Annotated in this window: 23 protein-coding genes; 14 read left to right on the top strand and 9 right to left on the bottom strand. The window is 54.4% G+C overall.

Annotation, left to right across the window (positions count from 1 at the left end; genetic code table 11):
• Positions 1-5 precede the first annotated feature (5 nt).
• Genes P2W74_RS18035 through P2W74_RS18020 form a run of 4 tightly spaced genes read left to right on the top strand, consistent with a single transcriptional unit; the run spans position 6 to position 3,921 of the window.
• Complete coding sequence (locus P2W74_RS18035; RefSeq protein WP_276292697.1) at positions 6-497, top strand: rod-binding protein; 492 nt, start codon at positions 6-8, stop codon at positions 495-497.
• A complete protein-coding gene (gene flgK / locus P2W74_RS18030; protein WP_276292696.1) occupies positions 494-1,855 on the top strand; it encodes a flagellar hook-associated protein FlgK in 1,362 nt (453 codons plus the stop codon). The genes P2W74_RS18035 and flgK overlap by 4 nt, the downstream gene beginning before the upstream one ends.
• 59 nt (positions 1,856-1,914) lie before the next feature.
• Complete coding sequence (gene flgL, locus P2W74_RS18025; protein ID WP_276292695.1) at positions 1,915-2,838, top strand: flagellar hook-associated protein FlgL; 924 nt, start codon at positions 1,915-1,917, stop codon at positions 2,836-2,838.
• 3 nt (positions 2,839-2,841) lie between these two features.
• A complete protein-coding gene (locus P2W74_RS18020) occupies positions 2,842-3,921 on the top strand; it encodes a hypothetical protein (RefSeq protein ID WP_276292694.1) in 1,080 nt (359 codons plus the stop codon).
• 157 nt (positions 3,922-4,078) lie between these two features.
• On the opposite strand, the gene P2W74_RS18015 is transcribed toward P2W74_RS18020, so the two are convergent.
• The 9 genes from P2W74_RS18015 to P2W74_RS17975 all read right to left on the bottom strand — a co-directional run bounded on the left by P2W74_RS18015 (position 4,079) and on the right by P2W74_RS17975 (position 11,241).
• Complete coding sequence (locus tag P2W74_RS18015) at positions 4,079-5,023, bottom strand: flagellar motor protein MotB (RefSeq protein WP_276292693.1); 945 nt, start codon at positions 5,021-5,023, stop codon at positions 4,079-4,081.
• Positions 5,020-5,877, bottom strand: a complete 858-nt coding sequence (gene motA / locus P2W74_RS18010; protein WP_276292692.1) for a flagellar motor stator protein MotA — start codon at positions 5,875-5,877, stop codon at positions 5,020-5,022. The genes P2W74_RS18015 and motA overlap by 4 nt, the downstream gene beginning before the upstream one ends.
• On the bottom strand, positions 5,877-6,608 hold the full coding sequence (locus P2W74_RS18005; RefSeq protein ID WP_276292691.1) for a FliA/WhiG family RNA polymerase sigma factor: 732 nt from the start codon (positions 6,606-6,608) through the stop codon (positions 5,877-5,879). The genes motA and P2W74_RS18005 overlap by 1 nt, the downstream gene beginning before the upstream one ends.
• 11 nt (positions 6,609-6,619) lie before the next feature.
• Entirely contained in the window at positions 6,620-7,075 is a 456-nt protein-coding gene (locus P2W74_RS18000) for a flagellar basal body-associated FliL family protein (protein WP_276292690.1), read from the bottom strand.
• A 36-nt stretch (positions 7,076-7,111) separates the two neighbouring features.
• On the bottom strand, positions 7,112-8,263 hold the full coding sequence (locus P2W74_RS17995; protein ID WP_276292689.1) for a flagellar hook-length control protein FliK: 1,152 nt from the start codon (positions 8,261-8,263) through the stop codon (positions 7,112-7,114).
• Complete coding sequence (locus P2W74_RS17990) at positions 8,260-8,571, bottom strand: hypothetical protein (protein ID WP_276292688.1); 312 nt, start codon at positions 8,569-8,571, stop codon at positions 8,260-8,262. Before P2W74_RS17990 ends, P2W74_RS17995 begins: the two co-directional genes overlap by 4 nt.
• Positions 8,568-8,948, bottom strand: a complete 381-nt coding sequence (fliS, locus tag P2W74_RS17985) for a flagellar export chaperone FliS (RefSeq protein ID WP_192611251.1) — start codon at positions 8,946-8,948, stop codon at positions 8,568-8,570. The genes P2W74_RS17990 and fliS overlap by 4 nt, the downstream gene beginning before the upstream one ends.
• 16 nt (positions 8,949-8,964) lie before the next feature.
• Positions 8,965-10,227, bottom strand: a complete 1,263-nt coding sequence (gene fliD / locus P2W74_RS17980; protein ID WP_276292687.1) for a flagellar filament capping protein FliD — start codon at positions 10,225-10,227, stop codon at positions 8,965-8,967.
• Positions 10,228-10,380: 153 nt separating this feature from the next.
• The gene (locus P2W74_RS17975) at positions 10,381-11,241 is read right to left on the bottom strand and encodes a flagellin N-terminal helical domain-containing protein (protein ID WP_276292686.1); all 861 of its coding nucleotides are present in this window, start codon (positions 11,239-11,241) and stop codon (positions 10,381-10,383) included.
• Positions 11,242-11,975: 734 nt separating this feature from the next.
• Between P2W74_RS17975 and P2W74_RS17970 the strand changes: the two genes are divergently transcribed.
• The 10 genes from P2W74_RS17970 to P2W74_RS17925 all read left to right on the top strand — a co-directional run bounded on the left by P2W74_RS17970 (position 11,976) and on the right by P2W74_RS17925 (position 21,996).
• Positions 11,976-13,655 carry a hypothetical protein gene (locus P2W74_RS17970; RefSeq protein ID WP_276292685.1) on the top strand — a complete coding sequence of 560 codons (1,680 nt, stop codon included), beginning with the start codon at positions 11,976-11,978 and terminating at the stop codon, positions 13,653-13,655.
• A gap of 13 nt (positions 13,656-13,668) precedes the next feature.
• A complete protein-coding gene (locus P2W74_RS17965) occupies positions 13,669-13,965 on the top strand; it encodes a DUF1496 domain-containing protein (RefSeq protein WP_276292684.1) in 297 nt (98 codons plus the stop codon).
• Between the two features lie 63 nt (positions 13,966-14,028).
• Positions 14,029-15,219, top strand: coding sequence for a UDP-N-acetylglucosamine 4,6-dehydratase (locus tag P2W74_RS17960; RefSeq protein WP_276292683.1), 1,191 nt, complete (start codon positions 14,029-14,031; stop codon positions 15,217-15,219).
• 10 nt (positions 15,220-15,229) lie between these two features.
• Positions 15,230-16,375 (top strand): LegC family aminotransferase, encoded by a 1,146-nt coding sequence (locus P2W74_RS17955; RefSeq protein ID WP_276292682.1) that lies wholly within the window; start codon positions 15,230-15,232, stop codon positions 16,373-16,375.
• Between the two features lie 4 nt (positions 16,376-16,379).
• Positions 16,380-17,537 carry a UDP-N-acetylglucosamine 2-epimerase gene (gene neuC / locus P2W74_RS17950; protein ID WP_276292681.1) on the top strand — a complete coding sequence of 386 codons (1,158 nt, stop codon included), beginning with the start codon at positions 16,380-16,382 and terminating at the stop codon, positions 17,535-17,537.
• Positions 17,534-18,607, top strand: coding sequence for an N-acetylneuraminate synthase (gene neuB, locus P2W74_RS17945; RefSeq protein WP_276292680.1), 1,074 nt, complete (start codon positions 17,534-17,536; stop codon positions 18,605-18,607). Before neuC ends, neuB begins: the two co-directional genes overlap by 4 nt.
• Positions 18,600-19,250, top strand: coding sequence for an acetyltransferase (locus tag P2W74_RS17940; RefSeq protein WP_276292679.1), 651 nt, complete (start codon positions 18,600-18,602; stop codon positions 19,248-19,250). Before neuB ends, P2W74_RS17940 begins: the two co-directional genes overlap by 8 nt.
• 7 nt (positions 19,251-19,257) lie before the next feature.
• Positions 19,258-20,313: a nucleotidyltransferase family protein gene (locus P2W74_RS17935; RefSeq protein ID WP_276292678.1), complete on the top strand. Its 1,056-nt coding sequence runs from the start codon at positions 19,258-19,260 to the stop codon at positions 20,311-20,313.
• Complete coding sequence (locus tag P2W74_RS17930; RefSeq protein ID WP_276292677.1) at positions 20,314-20,994, top strand: acylneuraminate cytidylyltransferase family protein; 681 nt, start codon at positions 20,314-20,316, stop codon at positions 20,992-20,994.
• A gap of 327 nt (positions 20,995-21,321) precedes the next feature.
• Positions 21,322-21,996: a response regulator gene (locus P2W74_RS17925; RefSeq protein WP_276292676.1), complete on the top strand. Its 675-nt coding sequence runs from the start codon at positions 21,322-21,324 to the stop codon at positions 21,994-21,996.
• The last annotated feature ends 9 nt before the right edge of the window (positions 21,997-22,005 follow it).

Genomic DNA, 22,005 nt, shown 5'->3' with positions numbered 1-22,005 from the left:
ATAACATGAAGTCTATCGAGCAATCCGAGAGAGCCTACTACGACCTGCAATCCCTCAACAAGATCAAGCAGGAGAATCCGCAGGAGGCTCTGGAGCAGGCGGCTTCCTTGTTTGAGACGCATTTTCTCAAGACGGTACTCAAGCATATGCGCGATGCCACCGATGCACTGGCGGCAGAAGATTCGCCGTTTTCAAGCGACACCCAGCGTTTTTATCGTGAACTGGGTGATGAACAACTCGCGCAGCAACTGGGCGCCCAGGGGCAGTTTGGTCTGGCCGAGATGCTCGTCAGGCAGTTCAGCCAGACCCAGCAGCAGGGCGAACTGACGACGGCATTTAAGTCGGCAGAGAATAATGTCGCCCTTAAAGGGGAAGAGGACGCATCGGGCAGAGTGGTAGAGGAAGGTTTGAATGACTATGCCAGCGTGTCTCTCATGGATGCCAGTCAGGATCATCCCTTTATCAACCGAGTGGGTAGCGAGAGTAAAACATCATGAGCAACATGACGCAGATCGGGATGTCCGGCTTGCAGGCATCCCAGGCCTGGCTGAACGTCACCGCCGGTAATATCGCCAATGCCAGTACGCCGGGCTACAGCCGGCATACCCTGGCGCTGAGTTCCAATGCCGACGGTACAGTGAGTATCGATGGCGTACAGCGGATCTCCGATCAGTATCTGGTGGCACAGGCCTGGGATGCCGGTACTGCAGTGGGCTACAGCGGCGCGTATGCGGGCTATATGCTGGCCCTGGAGAACACCTTCGCGACCGACGGCGGAAATCTGGGGATGGGATTAGACGGCTATTTCGCCGCGCTCAGCGCCTGTATGGCGGACCCCGGTAACACGGCCCTGCGTGAGGACGTGCTGAATACGTCCCGCGAGCTGTGCAACCAGATGCACAACATTAACGGTAACCTGGAAAACCAGCTCGAACAGGTCAACAAGTCGATGCAGTCGATGGTGAAGGAAGTGAACTCGCTCACCCAACAGATTGCCGATTTAAACATGCAGATCCAGGAGGGGATGGCGTCGGGACAGGATGTCAGCGCCTTACAGGATAAGCGCGATGTCGCGGTGCTGCAGCTCTCCGAAATGCTCGATATCAGCGTGGTTGACTGTGGTGACGGAACCATCCAGGTCACGTTGCCTCAGGGGCAGCCGCTGGTCAGTCAGGGGGAGGCTGCGACCCTCGGTTTTACCTCCGGCACTCAGCCTTCCGATGGAAAGCTGGAGCTGCGTTTTGGTGAAGATGTCTATTACCTCAACCCGGATATCGGCGGCGCGCTGGGCGCAACCTACGAGTACTATCAGGAAGAGTTGATTCCCGCGCAGGCTTATGTCGACGAGTTTGCGCAGGAGTTCGCCGATGCCATCAATAGCTGGCAAGTGGTCGGCTACGATCTCAACGGCAATCCGGGCAAACCGATGTTCACCTATGATCCGGCAGATCCGGCAGGCACCATCGCCCTGGCCGAGGGATTTACCAATGCGGATCTGGCCTTTGCCTCTTCGCCGACCAGCGGTGCCGGTGACAACAGCAACCTGCAAAACATGCTTAACATACAGAACCAGTCCTTTGTGTTTGACTCGCTCGGAGGAGGCTCTTATACCTTCAACGACAGCTATAACGCGGTCTACAGTCATGTCGCCAGCGCCGCGTCCAGTGCGCGTGAAGCCTACGAGATGGCGCTGAGCACCATGGAGCAGGCGTATTACTCCTGGTCATCGGTCAGCGGGGTCAGTATGGATGAGGAGGCGATGAACCTGATGACGTATCAGCAGAACTATGTCGCCAATGCCCAGGTTATTGCCACCAGCGATGAGTTATTTTCTACCATCCTGAACATGTTCTAATGGCGTCCTCTCCGGCCTGAGGGTGGGAGAAGCGTAAGACTATCTTGTGAGAAACTCCTATGCGTGTCAGTTCCAACATGATGAACACGACCATGTACAGTGCGATGGTCAAATCAAACGCCAGTTACTATGAGACGGCGGCGAAGATGGCCACCGGCAACCGCTTGCTGCGCCCTTCTGACGATCCCCTGGCGGCCCGCGCCATTCAGGATCTGCGCCACAGTGAAAACCAGATCAACACCTATATGGACAACCTCAATAATCTGGAGTCCATTTTCATGTCGGCCGACAGTTACCTGAGCCAGATGAACTCTATCTGCGATCGGGTCATGGAGATCGCGATCAATATTGGTTCTGGTTCAGCCTCTCCGGAAGAACTGGAGGCGTATGCCGCCGAACTGGAAGAGCTGAACGAGGCGCTGGCGATGCAGTTCAATGGTACCTCGCCGACCGGTTTCTATATGTTTGGCGGCAATGTGACCGACACGCCTCCTCTGGTTGAAGAGACCGATCCGGCAACCGGTGAGACCACCTGGGTCTACAAGGGCGACAATGGCACGCGTCCGGTGCCGGTGGGGGAAGGTACCAGCATTGATGCGGCCTTTAGCCCGTTTGATCACCTTTTCGGCAGCGGTGATGACATCTTCAACACCATTGACGATACGGTGGAGGTGCTGCGCGATCCTAACGCCACTCCGGAGCAGGTTGCCCAGGCATCTAATGATCTGCTGACCGCCGTCGGTGATTTTCAGGATGCGATTAACATGCAGATTGCCGAGTTGGGGGGACGCATGAACATGGTCGATGACATGCAGCTCTCTCATACTGATGTTCTGATGTTCAACCAACAGTTACAGGGGCAGTTTGGCGACCTGGATTACGCAAAAGCGGCAATGGACCTTTCCGAATCGATGGTCGCGCTGCAGGCGGTACAGAAAACCTATCTGGATATGTCTCAGATGAATTTATTCCAGATGATGTAATGCATGAAGGTTGCTAATACTACCCCACGCACCGGTCAGCTTGACGGGCTTCAGAGGCGGCGTTTTACGACGCCTCTGGGCTCCCCCGTTACGGAATCACGAAAAGGCCCGGAACTGGAGCAACTGCCTGCTCCGCTATTACGCCCGCTTCCGGGACGCTATGATTTACACCGCTTTTGGGCCCAGGTGGGTTCCCTCCAACAGCAGGCGACGGCAGTGCAGATTACCCTGCGCGCGCTGTTGCTGGTCAGACAGGGGCTGCGCGATCTGTTGCAGCTCTTCGCTGCCATCAAAGAGGCAGGTTCCTTCAAAGGCTGGACGAACCAGTTGCAGGAGCAGAAGCGGCTGGTGGCCCGGATCCCGTTCCAGACTCACTATCGTGGTCTGCGTCTGTTGACCCAGGGGATTCGCCCGGCATTACTCGGTTATCAGGATATCCGGGAGTTTTCCATTCCGGGTCTGAACCTGCTAACGCCTGCGGGGCGTGATGAGCACCTCGAGCTGATATTACTGGGGGGGCGTCCGGTGCGCGCCGGTCTTAGCATTAAGGGGGATTCGTTACTGGATGTCCGCATCCGCCAGATTGGCCGCGCATTTGCGCGACTGGGGATCCGCTCGCGACCCGGTGAAGAGGGTGGGCTGGTGTTTAGTGTGCCGATCGAGCAGTGGAAGGCGGTCAACGGACAGCTCTACGTCCGGGGTGGGGGCGTCCGTATTCCAACGGGGGAGCCGATTAAATTGCAACTGGAACCCGATATCTCCTGGCGAGAAATTGGCCTCTGGAAGTTAGGCAATGAAGAGGATCTCACCCTGGCCCAGGGGCGAATCGGTCGTCTGGGCCGTGAGATAGAGTCGCACTTCTTCCTGTTGCAGCAGATGCAGAGTCAATGGATGGGGCAATTGCAGGCACAGCCCAACGATTTGGGAACGGATGAACTCGATGCCCTGATGACTCATGTGATGTCCAGCTTTGATAAGGAGTCATCCCATCCGCTGGTGCTGTTCACGACCCAGGCCAATGTCCAGCGAGGAACCGTACAGAACATCCTGGCCGTCGGCGAGCGCTGGCGAGAAGAACCCTGACTTCAGGGATTTCCGTTTGTCTGTTTAAACAAAAACTCAGGTGGCCTGGTGTGGGCTGGTCCGGCTGAAAATTGCCGACGTGTTTCCGTAAGACCGGAAGAACCCGCTGGGATGCGGGTTCAGGCTATAGTTTCATTTGCTGCGCATAACCTGGTTTTCACTGTTTAACCTGTGGTGTGGCTGGCGCAGAAGAGGGAGTCCCGGAGGGAATCGGGGCCGCGCTGTTTCTGAACATCTTCTTCAGCTCTTTTTCCCCTTTTTCGGTCAGAATCAATATCTCAATACGACGGTTGACTGGATCTAACGGATCTTTGTCCTGAATAGGCATGGTGTCGGCATAGCCCGCCAGTTGGATCACTTGCTCAGGTTTCATGCCGTTTTGTACCAGTACGTGACGTGCCGTGATAGCGCGCTCTGTGGACAGTTCCCAGTTGGAATAAAAGGCATTGTTGAGCGGCGTGGCATCAGAGTGACCCGTGATCATCACCCGATTGTTGATCCTGGCGAAGACCGGCGCGAGAGATCGCAATATCTTGACAAAATAGCCGCTAAGTTCCCGACTGCCGCTGGCGAACAGCGGCTTTTTGGCCTGATCCTGAAAGCGGACTCTCACCCCTTGCTCAACCACTTCGATAACGACGCTGTCGCTGACTTTCATCGCCTGGATTGTGCTGGACAGATCTTCAGCCAACTGGCCAAGCTGCGCCTGAGATTCGTACCAGGAAGCTTGTCTGGCGAGAGCCTCCTTAATCTTGTTCTCGTTTGCCTTCTCTGGCGTCTCTTCTTCCTCTTGTGTCGAGGGCAATGACGAGGTTACCGTCTCCTCCAGCACAGAGTTGCCGCCAGCCCCCTCCAGCAACGCAGAGGCGCCGTCCAGTTCCACTATCTTGTTGCTGGCCACGGCTTCCGCCATCTGCTTGCGCTCTTTTTCCGTCGTCGCCCCCATGATCCAGAGCACCAGGAACAGCGCCATCATAGAGATGGCGAAGTCGGCAAAGGCGACCTTCCAGGCACCGGTATGCTGACCACTGCTCACTTTGGTCACCCGTTTGATGATGACCGACCCTTTGCGTCTCTTATCGGAATCGCTGTTTTCGGTCATCGCGCCTTAGCCTCTTCAATCCAGCTTTCCATGATGGCGAAAGTGGGTTTGTATTTTTCCGGGATCATGCGGCGACCGGCGTCAATGGACATCAACGGGGATTTTCCGGCAGCGAAGTTGATCAGGACTTCGCGGCAGGCGTAGAGCAGCGTCATATCGCGATCGACCGTCGCTTTCATGGCTTCAGACAGCGGGCTGAGTACGCCGTAGCACATGAAGATACCGAAGAAGGTGCCGATCAGCGCGCCCGCAACTTTGAGACCGACAATGACAATACCGGCATCAATGTTGCCCATGGTGATGACTATCCCCAGAACCGCCGCCAGGATACCAAAGCCCGGCATGGCTTCGGCAATCGTGCCGACGGCCTGAGAAGCGGAGAACCGTTTTTCGGCGATTGCGCCGATCTCTTTGTCGAGGATGGCCTCCAGTTCGTACCCTTCTATCCTGCCCATTGAAAGCAGGCGCAGGTTGTCGGTGAGAAAAGTCACCAGCTGGATCTCATCCAGAATCAGCGGATATTTGGCAAAGAGTGTACTTTCCTGCGGGTTTTCAATGTGTTCGTCCAGGTACTTAAGCCCCTGGCGCTTGGTGTTTTCCAGCACCTCCATAGTCAGCAGGATAAACTGCTGGTACAGGTCGCCATCATCATGTTTCACAAAGGCCCGCTTGCATTGGGTGCAGATGCTTTTCAGCACTTCCTTGTCGTTGGCCAGCAGCATGGCGCCCCCAGCCGCCCCCAGAATGATAATGTATTCGGCGGGCTGCCAGAGCATGCGGATCGCGCCGCCCGCAAAGATATAACCACCGATGACGGCGATCAGCACCACGAGGATGCCTACAATTTTTAACATCAGTACGACTCCATTTCATTTTGTAATACCGCCTGCAGACGGGAGATAGCCTGCTTATGCAACTGGCATACCCGGGCCTCGGTTCTTTGCATGACGACGGCAATTTCTTTCATGTTCAGCTCATGCTGATAGTAGAGGCTCAGCACCAGTCGATCGGGCTCAGGCAGTTGCCCAAGGGCCTGTGCCAGCCAACGTTGTCTCTCCAGGGGTTCTGTGGTGTCACTGCTCGCGGGATGGCAATGCTCGCCTTGCTCAAGCAGTGTCTCCAGACTCTGCAAGGCATTCGCGTGGGACTCCTGTTCCAGCGTTCGCAATTCGTCAAGGGTGATACCCATCTCTGCTGCCAGTTCATCCGGTTTGGGAGAGCGGCTGAGCTGTTGGGTCAGCAGGCGGGTCGCATCGTTGAGGCGATGGGCTTCCTGGCGCGCGCCGCGCGAACGCCAGTCGAGTCTTCTTAGCTCATCAAGGATCGCGCCTCTGATTTTCTGTTTGCTATAGCTGATAAATCCGCCATCCAGTTGCCCAGGATAGCGGCGTAGCGCATCCAGCAGTGCCATTAACCCGAGCTGGATCATGTCTTCTCGTCCCATAATGGGACCCGCATGGCTGTGCAATTGGTTGACGAGCTTGTGGACGAGCGGCAGATACTGGCGAAGCAGATCGCTTTCAATATGTTTGCGCTCCTGGAACTGTTCGAAGAGCGCGGAATCGTGGGTGGCAAACATCGACATCACGGCACCTGTTATTGCAAGACCATCTTACTGATTTTCACATCCACCAGTTCGAGGTTGATCTTGTACCTGGCAAGCGCCACCACGAACGCACTCTGAAGATCCTTTTGCAGCGTGTTGAAATTTTTCATTTCTCTGAGCTGGTCGAATGTCTTGTCGGAGAATGTCTCGACGATGATATTGCGCAGCAGTGGATCCAGTTTCTTCAGGGTCGCGACGGTTTGGGGATCGAAGCTTGTCAGCACAACATCAAGCTGGCCGTGATGCAGCCGGGTTTGACCCGCCTCCGGCAGGGTTAACAGGACCTTTTCGATGGTATAGAGCCGCAGTTCAGGTTGGCCTTCGCTTTGTTCAGCATCAGACGTCTCCCGCCATTTCTGTATTCCTTCCATCCCACCGAGATAGAAATAACCACCACCGCCAGCCAGCAACACCAGAAGAAGGCCGATAATAATATTTTTTGCCATGGATAACTGTCTCGTTATAAAAGGAAAAGAGGGTAATCAGACATAGGTGTCCAGATGATAATCGGAGGTCGTTGCAAGCGAGCGAGCCTCGGGTTCATCGTGCCCTTCGGCGGCGAGGGCAATGTGCTTTTCATCATCACTGGTCTGCCGGTCGCTGGTTTGATCGCCGTGCTGGCCGATTTCGACGTCGACCTGGCTGTACGACTGTCCGGACAGCAGATCCTGTCGCAGCTTGTCGCTTAATTGCAGCAGTTGATCCCTGACCGCCGGGTTGGTGGCCGAGATCTGGATAAAGACTCTGTCATCCTCGGTTCGCACCTGGAGATTGAGTTTGCCCAGATCGGGCGGATCGAGTCGCAGGGTTGCCTGTTTTACCCCCAGGTGGTTCTGTACCCGCAGGCGGTCCACCAGCGGCGCCAGCATCTGCTCGGCCCACAGGGAAGGCTGTCTGTCCAGGGTCAAAGGGGAAAACTCATGCCCGCCTGAGCCAGGCATCGGCCGACTCACCGTGTTTGTCGCGACGGGGAGCAAAGGCTGCGTCTGGCGCAACTGGACCTGGCTTGTCAGCTCACTCAGTTGTTCGCTATTCAGCGCCATCGTACTCAGCAAAGAGAGCAACTGAGAGTCTGGTTTTGGCTGTGTCAGGAGCGCCTGCGTCTGTAGAGGGGCCAGGGGGGCGCCATTGGTTAGCTTGCCTGTCTGATGCGGCGCCTGTTTCTGAAGCTCGGCCACGGTCAACTCTGCGCCTTGCCGCTGGGGTGCCGGAGACATCGCCTGCATGCCCCGCAACTGCGCAATCAGGGATTCGCTCCTGGGTTCTGCTGCCAGCGCCTGTTGTAGCGTGGAGAAAACCTGCTGTACCTGAGCCACGATAGCGGGGTCCTGGGGTTGGCGCTGCCACAACTGGCTTACCGTCTCCACCAGCCTGGCGGGCGCATCTTTGTTTCCCTCGTTGTGGGCGCGGAGCGCTTCCAGCATCTCATCCAGCCGGGCCAGCAGGTCCGGTTCATTCGCTGCGATTTTGCGCAGTTGTTCGATCTCCACCATCAGCTCGTCCACTGCCGGGAAACCCGTATTGTTATCAAAGCGGAAAGCGGCCCCTGGTCTTGCCTGGGACAAGGCAACGAAACTTCCGGGTGCAGGGGAAGCCTGGCTTCCGTACGGCAAACCTGGTGTGGGTTGAATCACTGCTTTTCTCCTCCGTACAACTGAACTTCACGATAGGTGCGTTTGCCTTCCCGCAATTCACTGTCGCCGCGCAGGCGCTCGCCCAGCCATGCCTGGCGGGCTTCCAGTTGGGTAATTATCTGCCGATGGCGGGCCTGCCATTCGGTCATTGGCAATTGGTTTTTAAGGGCTGGCTGATGCCCGAGACGGCGTAACAGGTCGGCAAGCTGGCCATCCAGGCGAATTAATGTCCTCCACTGGCGTTTTGCCGCTGCCTCTTCCATGGTGGCGAGCAGTTGCTCACCATGCTCTTTGATACGGCTTATCACGTAGTACCTTCCCAGCCTTCCTTGAGCGGAATAATCACCCGACGTACCTCTTGCAGAGGCTCAGGCTGATTGCGCAGGTTGACGGTCAGAAGGCGGCGGCTGCAAAAGTCGTAGAGCTGGTGCAGGGTTTCAGCCAGCTTCCCACCGTTCTGGATATCCAGACTGGCATCCAGAACATGCAGGATCTCCAGGCACTTGCTGATACTGTCGCCCTTGCGGTTGAGCTGCATGGTGGCGATATAGTTTTCGATATAATCCAGTTCGTCGAGCAGGTGATCGAGCAGGATGACGACCAGTTGCTGTGGGCTGGCGGCGGCGATACGGGCGGCTCCGGCATTCTGCCGATAGGCGATTAGCGGGTTGTCATTGTCAAACATGGCGACTCCTGCCTGGTTATTGGAACATGGCCGAGGTGGCATTCATGATGCTGATGTACTCAGCCATTTCAGTGAATTCTTTCAGGTACTGCTGGTAGACCTTATCCATACGCCGATCGAGCGCGTCCATATCGGACTGGATGCCGGCTTTTTCTTTGTCCAGGCTTTGCTGGGCGTTGTAGATGGTGCCGCTGGTGGACGTGTAGTTGTAAACGAGATCGTCGATTTGCGTGGCCACGTCTTTGAACAGGGCCGCCACATCTTCGGGGTTCTCGGTGAGCGCGGTTTGCAGCTCTTCGGTATCCAGCGTCAGCTTGCCGGTGTAGGGATCGGAGGTGATGCCGTAGTTGGCCATCATCATGCCGTCCGGGCTGACGGTATAGAACGTCTGCTTGAGACTGTTCTGGATGCCGCGTGCCGAGCCGTTGGCGTACAGCGCGCCTTCCGGGGTGTTCACATGGGTGGTGAACACGTCGAGCATCGCGTTGTAGCTGTCGACAAAGGCTTGTACGTCGGTGGTGATCGCTTCGGTGTCCGGTATGACATCAATCGTCAACTGGCCCGGTTGGGTAACGTTGATGGTGACGCCGGGGATCATGTCGCTGATGGTATTGCTCTGGGACTCGTAACGGATGCCAGTGTTCTGACCGCCGTACCAGACGATGGCGTTTTGCGCCTGGCTCAGCGTTTTCTGGGTAACGGAAGGGTCAGAAAAGGTGATGGTAAACCCATTCTCGACGCCGGTATCGTCACTGGTCACCACCAGGTTGTAGTTGCCGGTATCGTCCTTCAGTACCGAGGCTGAGATCCCCAGATCATCGCCCTGGGCGTTGATGGCATTGGAGAGCGACTCAACGGTGGGCGGGGTGAGTGTGCCGGTGTCGATAACCAGACTCAGCGGGTTGCCATCGGCGTCAGTGCCATCAATCGTCAGGGTGCCGGCAGGCACATTGCCGCTGGTACCGAAGTTGAGCGACTCCTGCTGCGCCTTGGCGACCTGCTCGACATAGAGTTCGTGGTGACCCGGAATGGCGCCCGCACCGGTTGATACGGTCGCGCCGGAGTTTTCCGGTAATACCGATGCTTTGGTGGTGTTGAAGCCGTCGTTGTCCGCATACAGCGCTTTTGCTGCCGTTTGTACGCTGGTAATAGCGGTTTCAATTTCTCCCCAGGCGGTAATCTGAGCGTCCACGTCGGCCATCTGGGCCTGATAGCGCTCATCGTAAGGCGCCCGCTCGAGGGCGGTGAAGTAGTTGGCCAGATAGGAGGGGTTAATCATAGTGTGTGTATGCCTCTCAGTGAGCGCTGAACATCGTAAAAGCAAAAATCGTGCCGATTTTTATTACGGAAATGTAGACGTCGCATATTCAGGACCATCACAAAAAAATGGACTGCCGGGGCAGTCCATTCAGTGAGACGGTAAGCCGGGTAATTAGCCGATCAGGTTCAGGGCCAGGCCGCTCATTGATTTGGCGTTGGCCATCACCATGGTGCCGGACTGTTGCAGCATCATCTGCTTGGACATGTTTGCCCCTTCTTCCGCGAAGTCGGCGTCCATGATTCGCCCTTTCGCCACCTCCGTGTTCATCTCCACGTTCATCAGGTTGCTCTTGGTGTGTTCCAGGGAGTTGATATAAGCACCGGTGGCAGAACGGGCAGCCGAGATGTCGTCAGAGGTGTCGCTCAGTTCGGTCAGGATATCCTGGGCGCTGCCGGTCGTGGTCATTGAGCTGCCGCTACCGGAAACGAATGACATACCGCTCAATGCAGCGAGTGAAGAGCCCATTTTTGTCATTTCGGCAGAAACATCGACACTGATGGAGTCAGCAGAGCCATTACGGCCGATCTGCACATTCATAGAACCGGCAGACAGCTTGCCGAACAGGTCGTTGCCCGCGTACTGGGTGTCGTTGTAGATACGGTTAGCTTCGGTGGCCAGTTTCTGGAACTCTTCATCCATGGCTGCCAGGTCGGCGGTGGAGTTGGTGCCGTTCGATGCCTGGGTGGCCAGTTCGGTCATACGGTCAGTGATGCTGGTCAGTTCAGCCATCGCCTGGTCAGCGGTTTGCAGCATGTCCTGGGTCTTTTCAATGTTACTGATACCGGCGTTCATACCCACCATGTCGGTGTTCATGCGGTTGGCGATGGTCAGGCCCGCGGCATCATCTTTGGCGCTGTTGATGCGAAAACCCGTACCCAGACGCTCCATGGAGGTGTTCAGGGATTCGGTGGACTTGGCCAGGGAGTTCTGAGCCACCAGGGAGGCGTAGTTAGTTTGAATAGAAATAGCCATGACAATATTCCTTATTAAGAGCTAGCTGAAACGTAATACGACATTACGCATATCGAAGAAGGTCCCGGCTGGCCGGGCTACCTGTCCATCTAGTGAAAAAACGGCAGGTTGGGGCAGTAACTTAAATGACGAGAGATATTTTTATTTGGGCAGGTCGATAACGACGAAAAAGAGGGGGAGATGGGGTAATGCTGATGAGTTCAGCGCTGGCAAACTAAAAAGCCATGTGGCATTTACCCGGAACGGACAACATGCTGATTTTGCGAAGGGTTCCGTTCACCTTATGCCTACTGCTTTTCTGAAACCACCCTACCCGTGAACGTGCAAGGGAGGCTCGCCGCCGCCTCCCTTGCAACCCTGGCTCCCGGCGGGAAAATCGTCGCTTCGCGATATATTCGCCTTATTCCGTCTGCCTTTCGGGTCGGGGTCGAGCCTGCATCCCTGCAGGCCGTCCCCTCCGCCCGCGTCCCTGCGGGCGGCCCCGGTCAGCCGTCAACGTCTCATCGATTTTCAGCCGGACCGTGGTGTCGCTTTCGCATTCTGACTTTCAGTAATTTCCGTCTGGCTGTTTAAACAACAATTCAGGTGGTCAGGTGTGGGGAGAGTCCGGCCGAAAATTGCCGACGTGTTTCCGTAAGGCCGGGGGAGTTGGAGGATGATTCATTGTTGGCACGCTATTTGCTTTTTACCAGACAATAATGCCGTGAACGTCAGCGAAGACAGAGAAAAGTTTGATGACTCAGCCTCTCCCCCATCTGGTGCGGATCTACCTTGATCCCTTTACGATGCCCATGTTGCAACAGTTGCTCCATTTTTGCCGTCATAGCGAAGAAGAGCACACAACGTCCCTCACCACCTGGGGACGTTCGACCTTGCAGGATGGCGAACAGCTGCACCCGCGCCATCAGCATTTTAAGCAGGGCATCGCCCCTGTCATTGGGGTTTACGAGCGATTGATTGCGCTGTGCGAGCAGCATGGGCGCATCGAGGTTGAGATTCACTCCAATCTTATCTATAGCTCGGATGCGCTGGCACCGCTGCTTAATGCGCTGCACTTTCTCAAATATCCGGTGCGGATGCTGCATCTCTATGAAGATGGAACATTCGACTACTGTGAGTTGCTCAAGTTAAGCGATGAACCGGAGCGGCTGACACAAAGGGAAGCGATACTGTCTCGTCTCGAGAGCTATCTCTATGAATCTCCTCGTAGCGTCGGCTTTAGTGGTCCCGGACAGGACAAGATAATCGTGGGGCAGGGGTGGCACCGGTTCTATCCTACCCGCTACCACATGGTACGACCTGACATTATGACCCGCTTGCCCGCCTTAAAATCGCTGGCCGACGAACTGCTCTCCCATATGGAGCGGACCGACTGGGGGGATTTTGATTTGCTGGCCCCCCATCAGCAGGCATGGTTGTTCCGCGCCGTTGGGGTTGACAGGGCATCTCTGGAGCGTCTGCTGGTCGGGTGCGAGGAGGCGATCATCGTGCTGGGAACGTCGCAAAACGTTCAGGACGCACAAGGCCTGGCGGCGCGCGGGATCATCCGACTCCATCACGATTTACTCAAGCATATCCGCAAGTCGGGTTCCCCCCTTCATATTAGCGGCAAGCCTGTTTTGCTCTTTAAGGGTCATCCGGCGGGGTACATCGTAAATGACCATATTGTTCGCCAATATCCCCGGCTGATTCCCCTGCCGGCATCTATGCCGATGGAATTGCTGCTAATGCTCAAGACCCCTTTTCGGGGCATCTGCGGCTTTATGTCCAGCACCCATCTTAGCCTGAGCAAGGAGCAGATCCCCTTCATTCTCGCGCCGCCTGAGAAAAACGTGCCGCGCGAGGTGGCGTTGCGTCAGTGGCCCCTGCAACGACTGGCGCTGCTGCTGGGTATCGTGGAAGAACGGCAGATTGTGCTCTATAGCGAACTCTATCGACGTGGTGAAATCCCTTATCCGTATTGGGATAAATACACCAGCCAGTCTTTAGCGGGGATGAGGACAATGAGCGATATCCAGCGGGGATCGGGTCTGACGTTTCCGCAAAAGACGTTGGTGCTGGGTTTTTATATCAGCCACCCGAATGAGTTCATCGCCCTGGAGAAGAGCCTGGACAATCTGATTCGGATGGGGTTCCCGTGCATCCTGGCTATCAATGAGACGAGCCCGGACTTTACCGCGGTGTGCGAGCACATGAACACGGTAACACGCAAAGATCTGCAGGCATTTACCCTCGCAGCAATCAAAGAGGCGGACTTCCGTTTCGACTGCTTCGCCGTGCCTACGGGGCGGGAAGACCTGCATACCTGGGGTTATCACTGGACGGAGTATAGCCCCGTGGGCAGTCAGGGCACTCAGCAGCACATGATTCTGGGGATCCTTAATGCCCAGAAGAAATATGTGATTCTAATGTGAAGTGAGGAAATCGATGAGAACGCGCCTGATGTTCACGCTGTTATCGCTGCTGTCCGCACAGGCTGTGGCGAACCGGACTGAATTCAACATTAATACCGACAGCCTGAGCGAACGTGCCTGTTACTTCGACGGTAAACGCTATTCCGAAGGTGCTGAGTTGCAGAACGGCACAGAGACTATCCGCTGCGGTGTGCTGGACGATGTGACTGAAAACGGCGCTTTGGGGTGGTTGCGTGAAGGCGATACAGAGAAAACCAGCATCAGGCAACGTCAGGATGACGCGGGCCGGGTCATTGAGATCCGTAAATAAGCTGCCCGGAACGGGATGTGGGCTGTTGAGATAAACACATTACAATTTTTGCCAGGAATCACCATGCTTTCAATACTTCCCCTCATTGGGCGAACCGACGCCTTGTTTGTTGATGACATAGGCGATGTTGGATCAGCGCTGAATCAACGCGTTTCCCAGTCCCGCTTTCTTGTTTTAGGGGGCGCAGGCTCTATCGGTCAGGCCGTCACCCGGGAGATTTTCAAACGTCAGCCAAAAAAACTGCATGTTGTTGATATTAGTGAAAACAACATCGTCGAACTCGTTCGTGATATCCGCAGTTCACTGGGCTATATCGAAGGGGATTTTCAGACCTTTGCCCTGGATATCGGTTCTCTCGAGTATGACGCGTTTATCGAGGCAGATGGCCAGTATGACTATGTTCTTAATTTGTCTGCACTCAAGCACGTACGCAGTGAAAAAGATCCATATACCTTGATGAGAATGATCGACGTCAACGTCTTCAATACTGACAAGACGCTTCGACAGTCGATTGCGGCAGGCGTTAAAAAATACTTCTGTGTGTCCACCGATAAGGCGGCCAACCCCGTCAATATGATGGGCGCTTCCAAGCGAATTATGGAGATGTTCCTGATGCGCAGAAGTGAGCAAATCGCTATCTCTACCGCGCGCTTTGCCAATGTGGCGTTCTCAGATGGTTCCCTGCTTCACGGTTTTAATCAGAGGCTGCAGAAGCATCAACCGATAGTGGCCCCGAACGATATAAAACGTTATTTCGTGACACCGCAGGAAGCCGGTGAACTGTGTTTGATGTCATGCATTTTCGGTGAAAACAGAGACATTTTCTTCCCTAAATTGCGCGAAGAACAGCATCTCATCACCTTTGCTGAGATCGCCGCCAAATACCTCAAACAGCGGGGATATGAGCCGTATCTCTGTCGGGATGAAAATGAGGCGCGCGAGCTTGCAAAGACATTGCCGGAGCAGGGGCGTTGGCCCTGCCTGTTCACCACCAGCGATACGACAGGCGAAAAAGAGGTTGAAGAGTTCTTCACGGAAAAAGAAATTCTGGATATGGCGCGATTCAACAATATCGGCGTGATTAAAAATGCGGCCATATACCCGTCAGAATTGCTGGAAATATTTGAGCAAAAAATTCATGCGATGAGAGCAAATCGTCAATGGAGCAAGGACGACCTCGTTTCCCTTTTCTTTGAGGTGGTACCCGATTTTGGTCATCAGGAAACCGGTAAGTCCCTTGATGCAAAGATGTAAGGTGGATCAAATGCAATCATCCCGTCTGGTCGCGTTTATTCGCGATATTTATAAAACCAATGGGGTTATCCCGTTGCATGCGCCGGTTTTTTCTGAAAAGGAACGCATTAACGTCACGGACACGATTGAGAGTTCGTTTGTGTCCAGCGTGGGTAACTATGTCGGTGAATTTGAACGCCGGATAGAAGCGTTTACCGGCAGTACGCGTGCGGTTGCTACCGTCAACGGAACGGCGGCGCTTCATGCCGCCTTATACATGGCCGGTATTAAGCGAAACGACCTGGTGATCACCCAGGCCCTGACGTTTGTGGCAACCTGCAATGCGCTTTACCACATGGGAGCGCAACCTGTCTTTGTCGATGTCTCGAAAACCAGTCTGAGCCTCTGCCCGCGAGCCGTTGACGAGTATCTACAAGAGCATGCTGTGCTGACCGAGTTGGGGTGCTACCACAAGCGAACGGGGCAGCGTATCAAGGCTGTTGTGCCGATGCACACCTTCGGCCACCCTGCTGAACTGGATGAATTACTGCTGCTGTGCCAGCAATGGCGTCTGATACTGATCGAGGATGCGGCTGAAAGCCTGGGATCCTTCTACATGGGCCAACATACGGGGACGGTAGGCGACTTTGGCACCCTCAGTTTCAACGGCAACAAGATAATCACCACGGGTGGCGGCGGCATGGTGTTATGTCGGCGTGTAGAGCAGGGCGTTCATACCCGGCATGTTACAACGACGGCTAAGGTGCCCCATCCTTACGAATTCTTCCACGATGAACCGGGGTTTAACTACCGCCTCCCGAACCTCAATGCTGCGCTGGGGTGCGCTCAGATGGAGGCACTCCCGACGTTCCTGAAACAGAAACGGGCATTAGCACACCACTACGCGGAGTTCTTCCGGGGGCAAGACTGTCAGTTTGTACGGGAACCTGGATACGCGAGTTCCAACTACTGGCTCAACGCCATCATCTGCGAGAGCGAGGCTCAGCGTGACGCGTTGCTGACAGAAACCAACGCCAGTGGCGTGATGACTCGCCCCGTCTGGAAATTGATGCATCGACTGCCCATGTTTGCTGGTGCGCCTCGCGGGGAACTGAAGGTCTCCGAGTGGCTTGAAAGCCGGGTGATTAACCTGCCCAGTTCGCCTGTTGAGGTCTGACGCAATGAGACGAATTGCTGTCTTTACCGGCACCCGGGCGGAGTATGGGTTGCTCTATTGGTTGATGAAAGAGATCGCTGCGGCTCCCGATCTGGAACTGAAAACGGTGGTTTCCGGCGCGCATTTGTCACCCGAATTCGGACTGACCTACCGGCAGATAGAACAAGATGGTTTTCAGATAGATGAGCGCGTTGAGATGCTGCTCTCTTCTGACACCGCGGTGGGCGTCATCAAAAGCATGGGGCTTGCACTGATCGGCATGGCCGATGCCCTGGCACGACTTACGCCGGATGTGCTGGTGATCCTCGGGGATCGTTACGAGGCGCTGGCGATGGCACAGGCGGCGATGATCATGCGAATTCCCGTTGCTCACCTGCATGGCGGTGAAATTACCGAAGGCGCTTACGATGATGCCATTCGTCATGCGATCACCAAGCTAAGTTATCTTCATTTCACCGCCAATGAAGCCTATCGTCAGCGCGTGATCCAGCTTGGAGAAGCGCCTGAGCGCGTGTTCAATCTGGGGGCTGTGGGGCTTGAAAACATCAACAGGACAGCGCTGATGTCCAGGGATGCGTTGAGCGCATCCCTCGGATTCGCACTCGACAAACCCTATTTCGTGCTGACTTACCATCCTGTCACCCTCTCTGCAGAACCCGCGGTAGAGAGCTTTCAGGCGTTGCTGAACGCGCTGGATGATTATCCTGGCTACCAGGTGATCGTGACGTATCCCAACGCGGATGATGGCGGGCGACAACTCATTCCGCTGCTTAAACACTATGCGGCGTTACAGCCCGGGCGGGTACTGGCTATCCCCTCCCTGGGCCACCAGCGATATCTCAGTGCGGTCAAACATTGCGCTGCCGTTATTGGCAACTCTTCCAGCGGCATCATCGAAGTTCCTTCGCTGAGGGTGCCAACGGTGAATATAGGGCAGCGGCAGAAGGGGAGAATGGCGGCTGCCAGCGTGGTGAATTGCCAGCCCGTTCACGCCTCTATCTCGTCTGCCATCAAGGACGCGCTGTGTCCTCTCCCCGCCAGTGCCTTTGCTAATCCTTATGGCATGGGGGATGTGAGCACCCGCATTGTGGCTGTGCTGCGTCGTTTTCCGCTGACATCAGCCAAAGCTTTTCATGATATCGCCAGGAGTTTACCCCAATGATCCGCATTATCGCAGAGGCAGGCGTCAACCATAATGGTGATGAGTCCCTGGCCCATGCGCTTGTCGATGCCGCCCATCAGGCCGGTGCAGACATCGTGAAATTTCAAACATTCAGGGCAAATAAGCTGGTCACCGGCAATGCCCGGCAAGCCCATTACCAGACGGCCAATACGGGTAAATCGGAAAGCCAGCTCGCCATGCTCTCCCGATTAGAGCTTTCTTTTGACGCGCATCTTAGCCTCATCCGCCATTGCGAAACGCTGGGGATCGGATTTCTTTCCACGGCTTTTGATGACGACAGTCTTGATTTCCTGGTCCGGGATCTCAAGCTGCAAACCCTGAAAATTCCCTCTGGTGAGCTGACCAATGCGCCCTTTGTCCTCAGGCATGCCCGCAGTGGCTGCAACCTGATTGTGTCCACTGGAATGGCGACCCTGGCCGAGGTGGAATCAGCCCTGGCGGTCATCGCCTTTGGCATGGTCCGGGAACACGATGCAACGCCGGGGATGGAATCCTTTATGGCGGACTATGCCTCACCGCAGGGGCAGGCGGCGCTGCGCGAAAAAGTGACGCTGCTGCATTGCACCACCGAATACCCGGCGCCGATGTCTGATATCAATCTTAACGCGATGGACACTCTGGCTCAGGCCTTCGGCTTACCGGTGGGTTACTCCGATCATAGCGAAGGAATAACGGTGCCTGTTGCGGCAGTTGCGCGCGGCGCCTGTCTTATCGAAAAACACTTTACCCTCGATAAAACGATGGCCGGGCCCGATCACAAGGCGTCACTGGAGCCGTCTGAGCTGGCCGACATGGTCAATGCGATCCGCAATGTGGAGATGGCGCTCGGCAATGGCATCAAGGGACCGCGTCCGTGTGAGCTGAAAAACAAAGCCATTGCCAGAAAGAGCCTGGTGGCGGCCTGCGACATCGCTCCGGGTGTGGTGCTCAATGAGCATAACGTGGCGATCATGCGACCCGGCGATGGCATGAGCCCCTATTCCTGGTGGGATGTTATTGGCAAGCGAGCAAGCCATGCCTACCTGGCGGGAGATCTGATTCGTGAATAAGCCGCTGATTATGATAGGCGCAGGGGGCCATGCTTCAGTACTGGCCGATATCCTCACCCGACAGGGACAGACGATCCTTGCGTTGGTTGCGCCGGGCTCATCAGGCAAAGGGGCGTTGGCTGGGTTACCGCTGTGGCAGGACGAGACACTCTGTATGACGGTCCCCCCCGAAGAATGCGTGTTGGTCAACGGGATTGGCTCACTACCGGGATGCGAACTGCGCGCCCGAATCTTCTCGCGCTATAGAGAAAAGGGATATCGCTTTGCCTGTGTAGTTGCACAGGAAGCGGTTATCTCTCCCCATGCAAGCCTCGGACAGGGGGCGCAGGTGATGCCGGGTGCCATTGTACAAAGCGGTGCGCAGATTGGTGACAACACCATCATCAATACTGGTGCCATTGTCGAGCATGACAGCGTGGTGGGCAGCCACGCTCATCTTGCCCCGCGCGCCGTGCTATGTGGTGGCGTGACTCTGGGAGAGCGCGTGCATGTTGGTAGCGGAGCCGTCGTTATCCAGGGGCTTCAACTGGGTAACGAGGCTGTTGTCGGCGCGGGGGCGATATTGACCCGTAATTTGCCTGAAAATCACATTGTCTATCCTGCCCGTCCTTATCTGACCGAGCGGAATAATAAACAGGGATAATATTGCAATGAGCAAAGATTGGAAAAAGATCTTGTTATCACCCCAGGATTCTCTGCGTGATGCCTTGTCTATCGTCAATGAAGAAGCCCTGCGCGTGGCCATGGTCGTTGATGATCAGGAGAGGCTGTTGGGGGTCGTCACGGATGGCGATATCAGACGCGCAATTCTGGCTGACGTGAGTCTGAGCACTGCCGTTGCAGAGGTCATGAACTGCAATCCCGTGACGTCTCCCATGAATTGCAGCCGAAATGAAGTCCTCTCAGAAATGAAGACGCGCAGTATTCTTTCTATTCCGGTGGTGGCAGATGATGGTCGCCTGGTCGGCCTGGAAACCTGGGAGACGGCTTCGGCTCATCGGCGATATGAAAATCCTGTCTTTATCATGGCGGGTGGTTTCGGTACACGCCTGAAACCGCTGACGGATCATTGTCCAAAGCCGATGCTGAAAATTGGCGGAAAGCCGATGCTGGAAATCCTGGTTGAGCGTTTTGCAAAAACCGGATTCAAAAATATATATATTTCAACCCACTATTTGCCAGACATTATCAGGGATTATTTTGGTGATGGGCGTCACTGGGGGGTTAATATTGAATATGTGCACGAAGAAACGCCTCTTGGCACCGGCGGAGCATTGGGGTTGCTACCCGACAACATCCCTGACTTACCCCTGATTATGATCAATGGCGATGTGCTGACCTCGCTCGATTTTGAACGTTTCATGCTATTTCATGATACGCACTCACCGGCAGCCACCATGTGTATTCGCCAGTATGAATATCAGGTGCCTTATGGCGTCATCAATTGCGATGGTGAAAAAGTCATCGAAATGACAGAAAAACCGATCCACCGTTATTTCGTTAATGCGGGCATTTATATGTTAAGCCAGACGGTTCTTAAAAGCGTGCCCAAAGGGATATCCATTGATATGCCCGCGCTGCTGGATTCGAATATCAATAATGGCTCCAGTGTCTTGATGTTTCCCATTCACGAATATTGGTTAGATATTGGTCGTCTTGATGATTTCCATCGTGCTCAGGCCGATATTCATCAGTTGGTGTGGTAAATGAAAATAGCCATCATCCCAGCGCGTGGGGGGAGCAGGCGTCTACCCGGCAAGAATATAAAAAATTTATCCGGTAAACCCATGATCGCCTGGTCTATTGAGGCTGCGCTAAACAGTACATTATTTGATCTGGTGCTGGTGAGTACCGATTGTCAGGAAATCTCGGATATCGCAGAGCACTATGGCGCCATTGTGCCTTGCTTAAGACCTGCGATACTGGCGAGTGATACGGCAACAACAAATGACGTTATTTCTCATATGGTTGCGATTGTTGAGGCGCAGTGGGGAAACGTGAATACGATCACCTTACTGCAGCCTACATCACCGCTACGGACAGCCTCAAACATTGTTGAGGCTCACGAGTTGTATGAGAAAATGGACGCGTTGAGCGTTATTTCTGTCTGTAAAATGGAGCATCCTGTCCAGTTATGTAATAAACTGTCGGCAGATCATTCTATGTCTGGATTTGTTCAGGAAAAATATAATGTCAGAAGCCAGGAATTAGAAGACCATTACAGGATTAATGGGGCTATCTATATTTTTGACAGGACGTTTGTGGGTTCTTTAACCCGTATCTATGGCGATAAATCATACGCCTACATTATGAGGCAGGATGACTCTATCGATATTGATAGTATGTTGGATTTCGACATTGCGGAAATCATTATGACCCGACGATGACCTCACGTTTGCCATTAAATAGAGATGTAAAACCACCGGCATGGTCGGAAATAACGCATACCGTTGAAAAAAGACATATGTCCCATTTCAAGGGTAAATCCTTATAATAAACAGGTGTACTTATTGGCCGAAAAGTAAAAATAGAGGGTTGGCAATAAAACATAATATGGAGGGGCATAACTTTTTTTAAGGAGTGTTCGTTTTTTTATGTGAGTTGCATCCCATATTTTTGATACAACGTTTCGATTATTTGATTAAAATTCGATTGACTCTCCCTAAGTTAAATTCTTTAATTGGCAACTTTAGTGTTGCAAGTGTGTGTGCCTTATGAAAATACTCCTGGTCGAAGACGACAAGTTGCTTAATCATCATTTAACCAGTTTATTGACTGAGTCCGACAATCAGGTATACAGCACAGATCGTGCCCGGGTAGCACTGCACTATGCGGCCGATTACCCTATTGATGTGGCCATTATCGATCTCGGTTTACCTGATCTAAGTGGTGTGCAACTCATTAGTGAGTTGAGAGCGCGGCGAATCCCCTTTCCCATCATTGTGTTGACCGCCCGTGGCAACTGGCAGGATAAAGTGGAAGGGCTGGAGGCCGGGGCCGATGACTATATGGTCAAACCGTTTCAGAAAGATGAGCTGCTGGCGCGGCTTAACGCCTTAGTGCGGCGCAGCGCCGGTTTCATTTCTCCCAGAGTGAAGGTGGGAAATTATGAACTGGATCTCTCCCGTAAAGTGTTGACCATCGGTAGCGAGGCGGTCGTGCTGACCAGCTTTGAGTATCAGATCCTGGAGTATTTGATGCGAAATGCCCTCCAGGTCGTCTCTAAGCAACAACTGCTTGACCAGCTTTATGGCGATGGTGAGGGGGATCCGAATGTCGTGGAGGTGATGGTAAGCCGTCTGCGCAAAAAGCTGGATCCAGAAGGAACCATTCTGCCCATTTCCACTATCCGTCGTCAGGGTTATATTTTTAATATTTCCTGCAGCTGAGTACGACTA

This window comes from Citrobacter enshiensis, assembly GCF_029338175.1.
GTDB classification, from domain to species: Bacteria; Pseudomonadota; Gammaproteobacteria; order Enterobacterales; family Enterobacteriaceae; genus Citrobacter_D; species Citrobacter_D enshiensis.
This window is presented reverse-complemented; position numbering and strand designations above follow the sequence as displayed.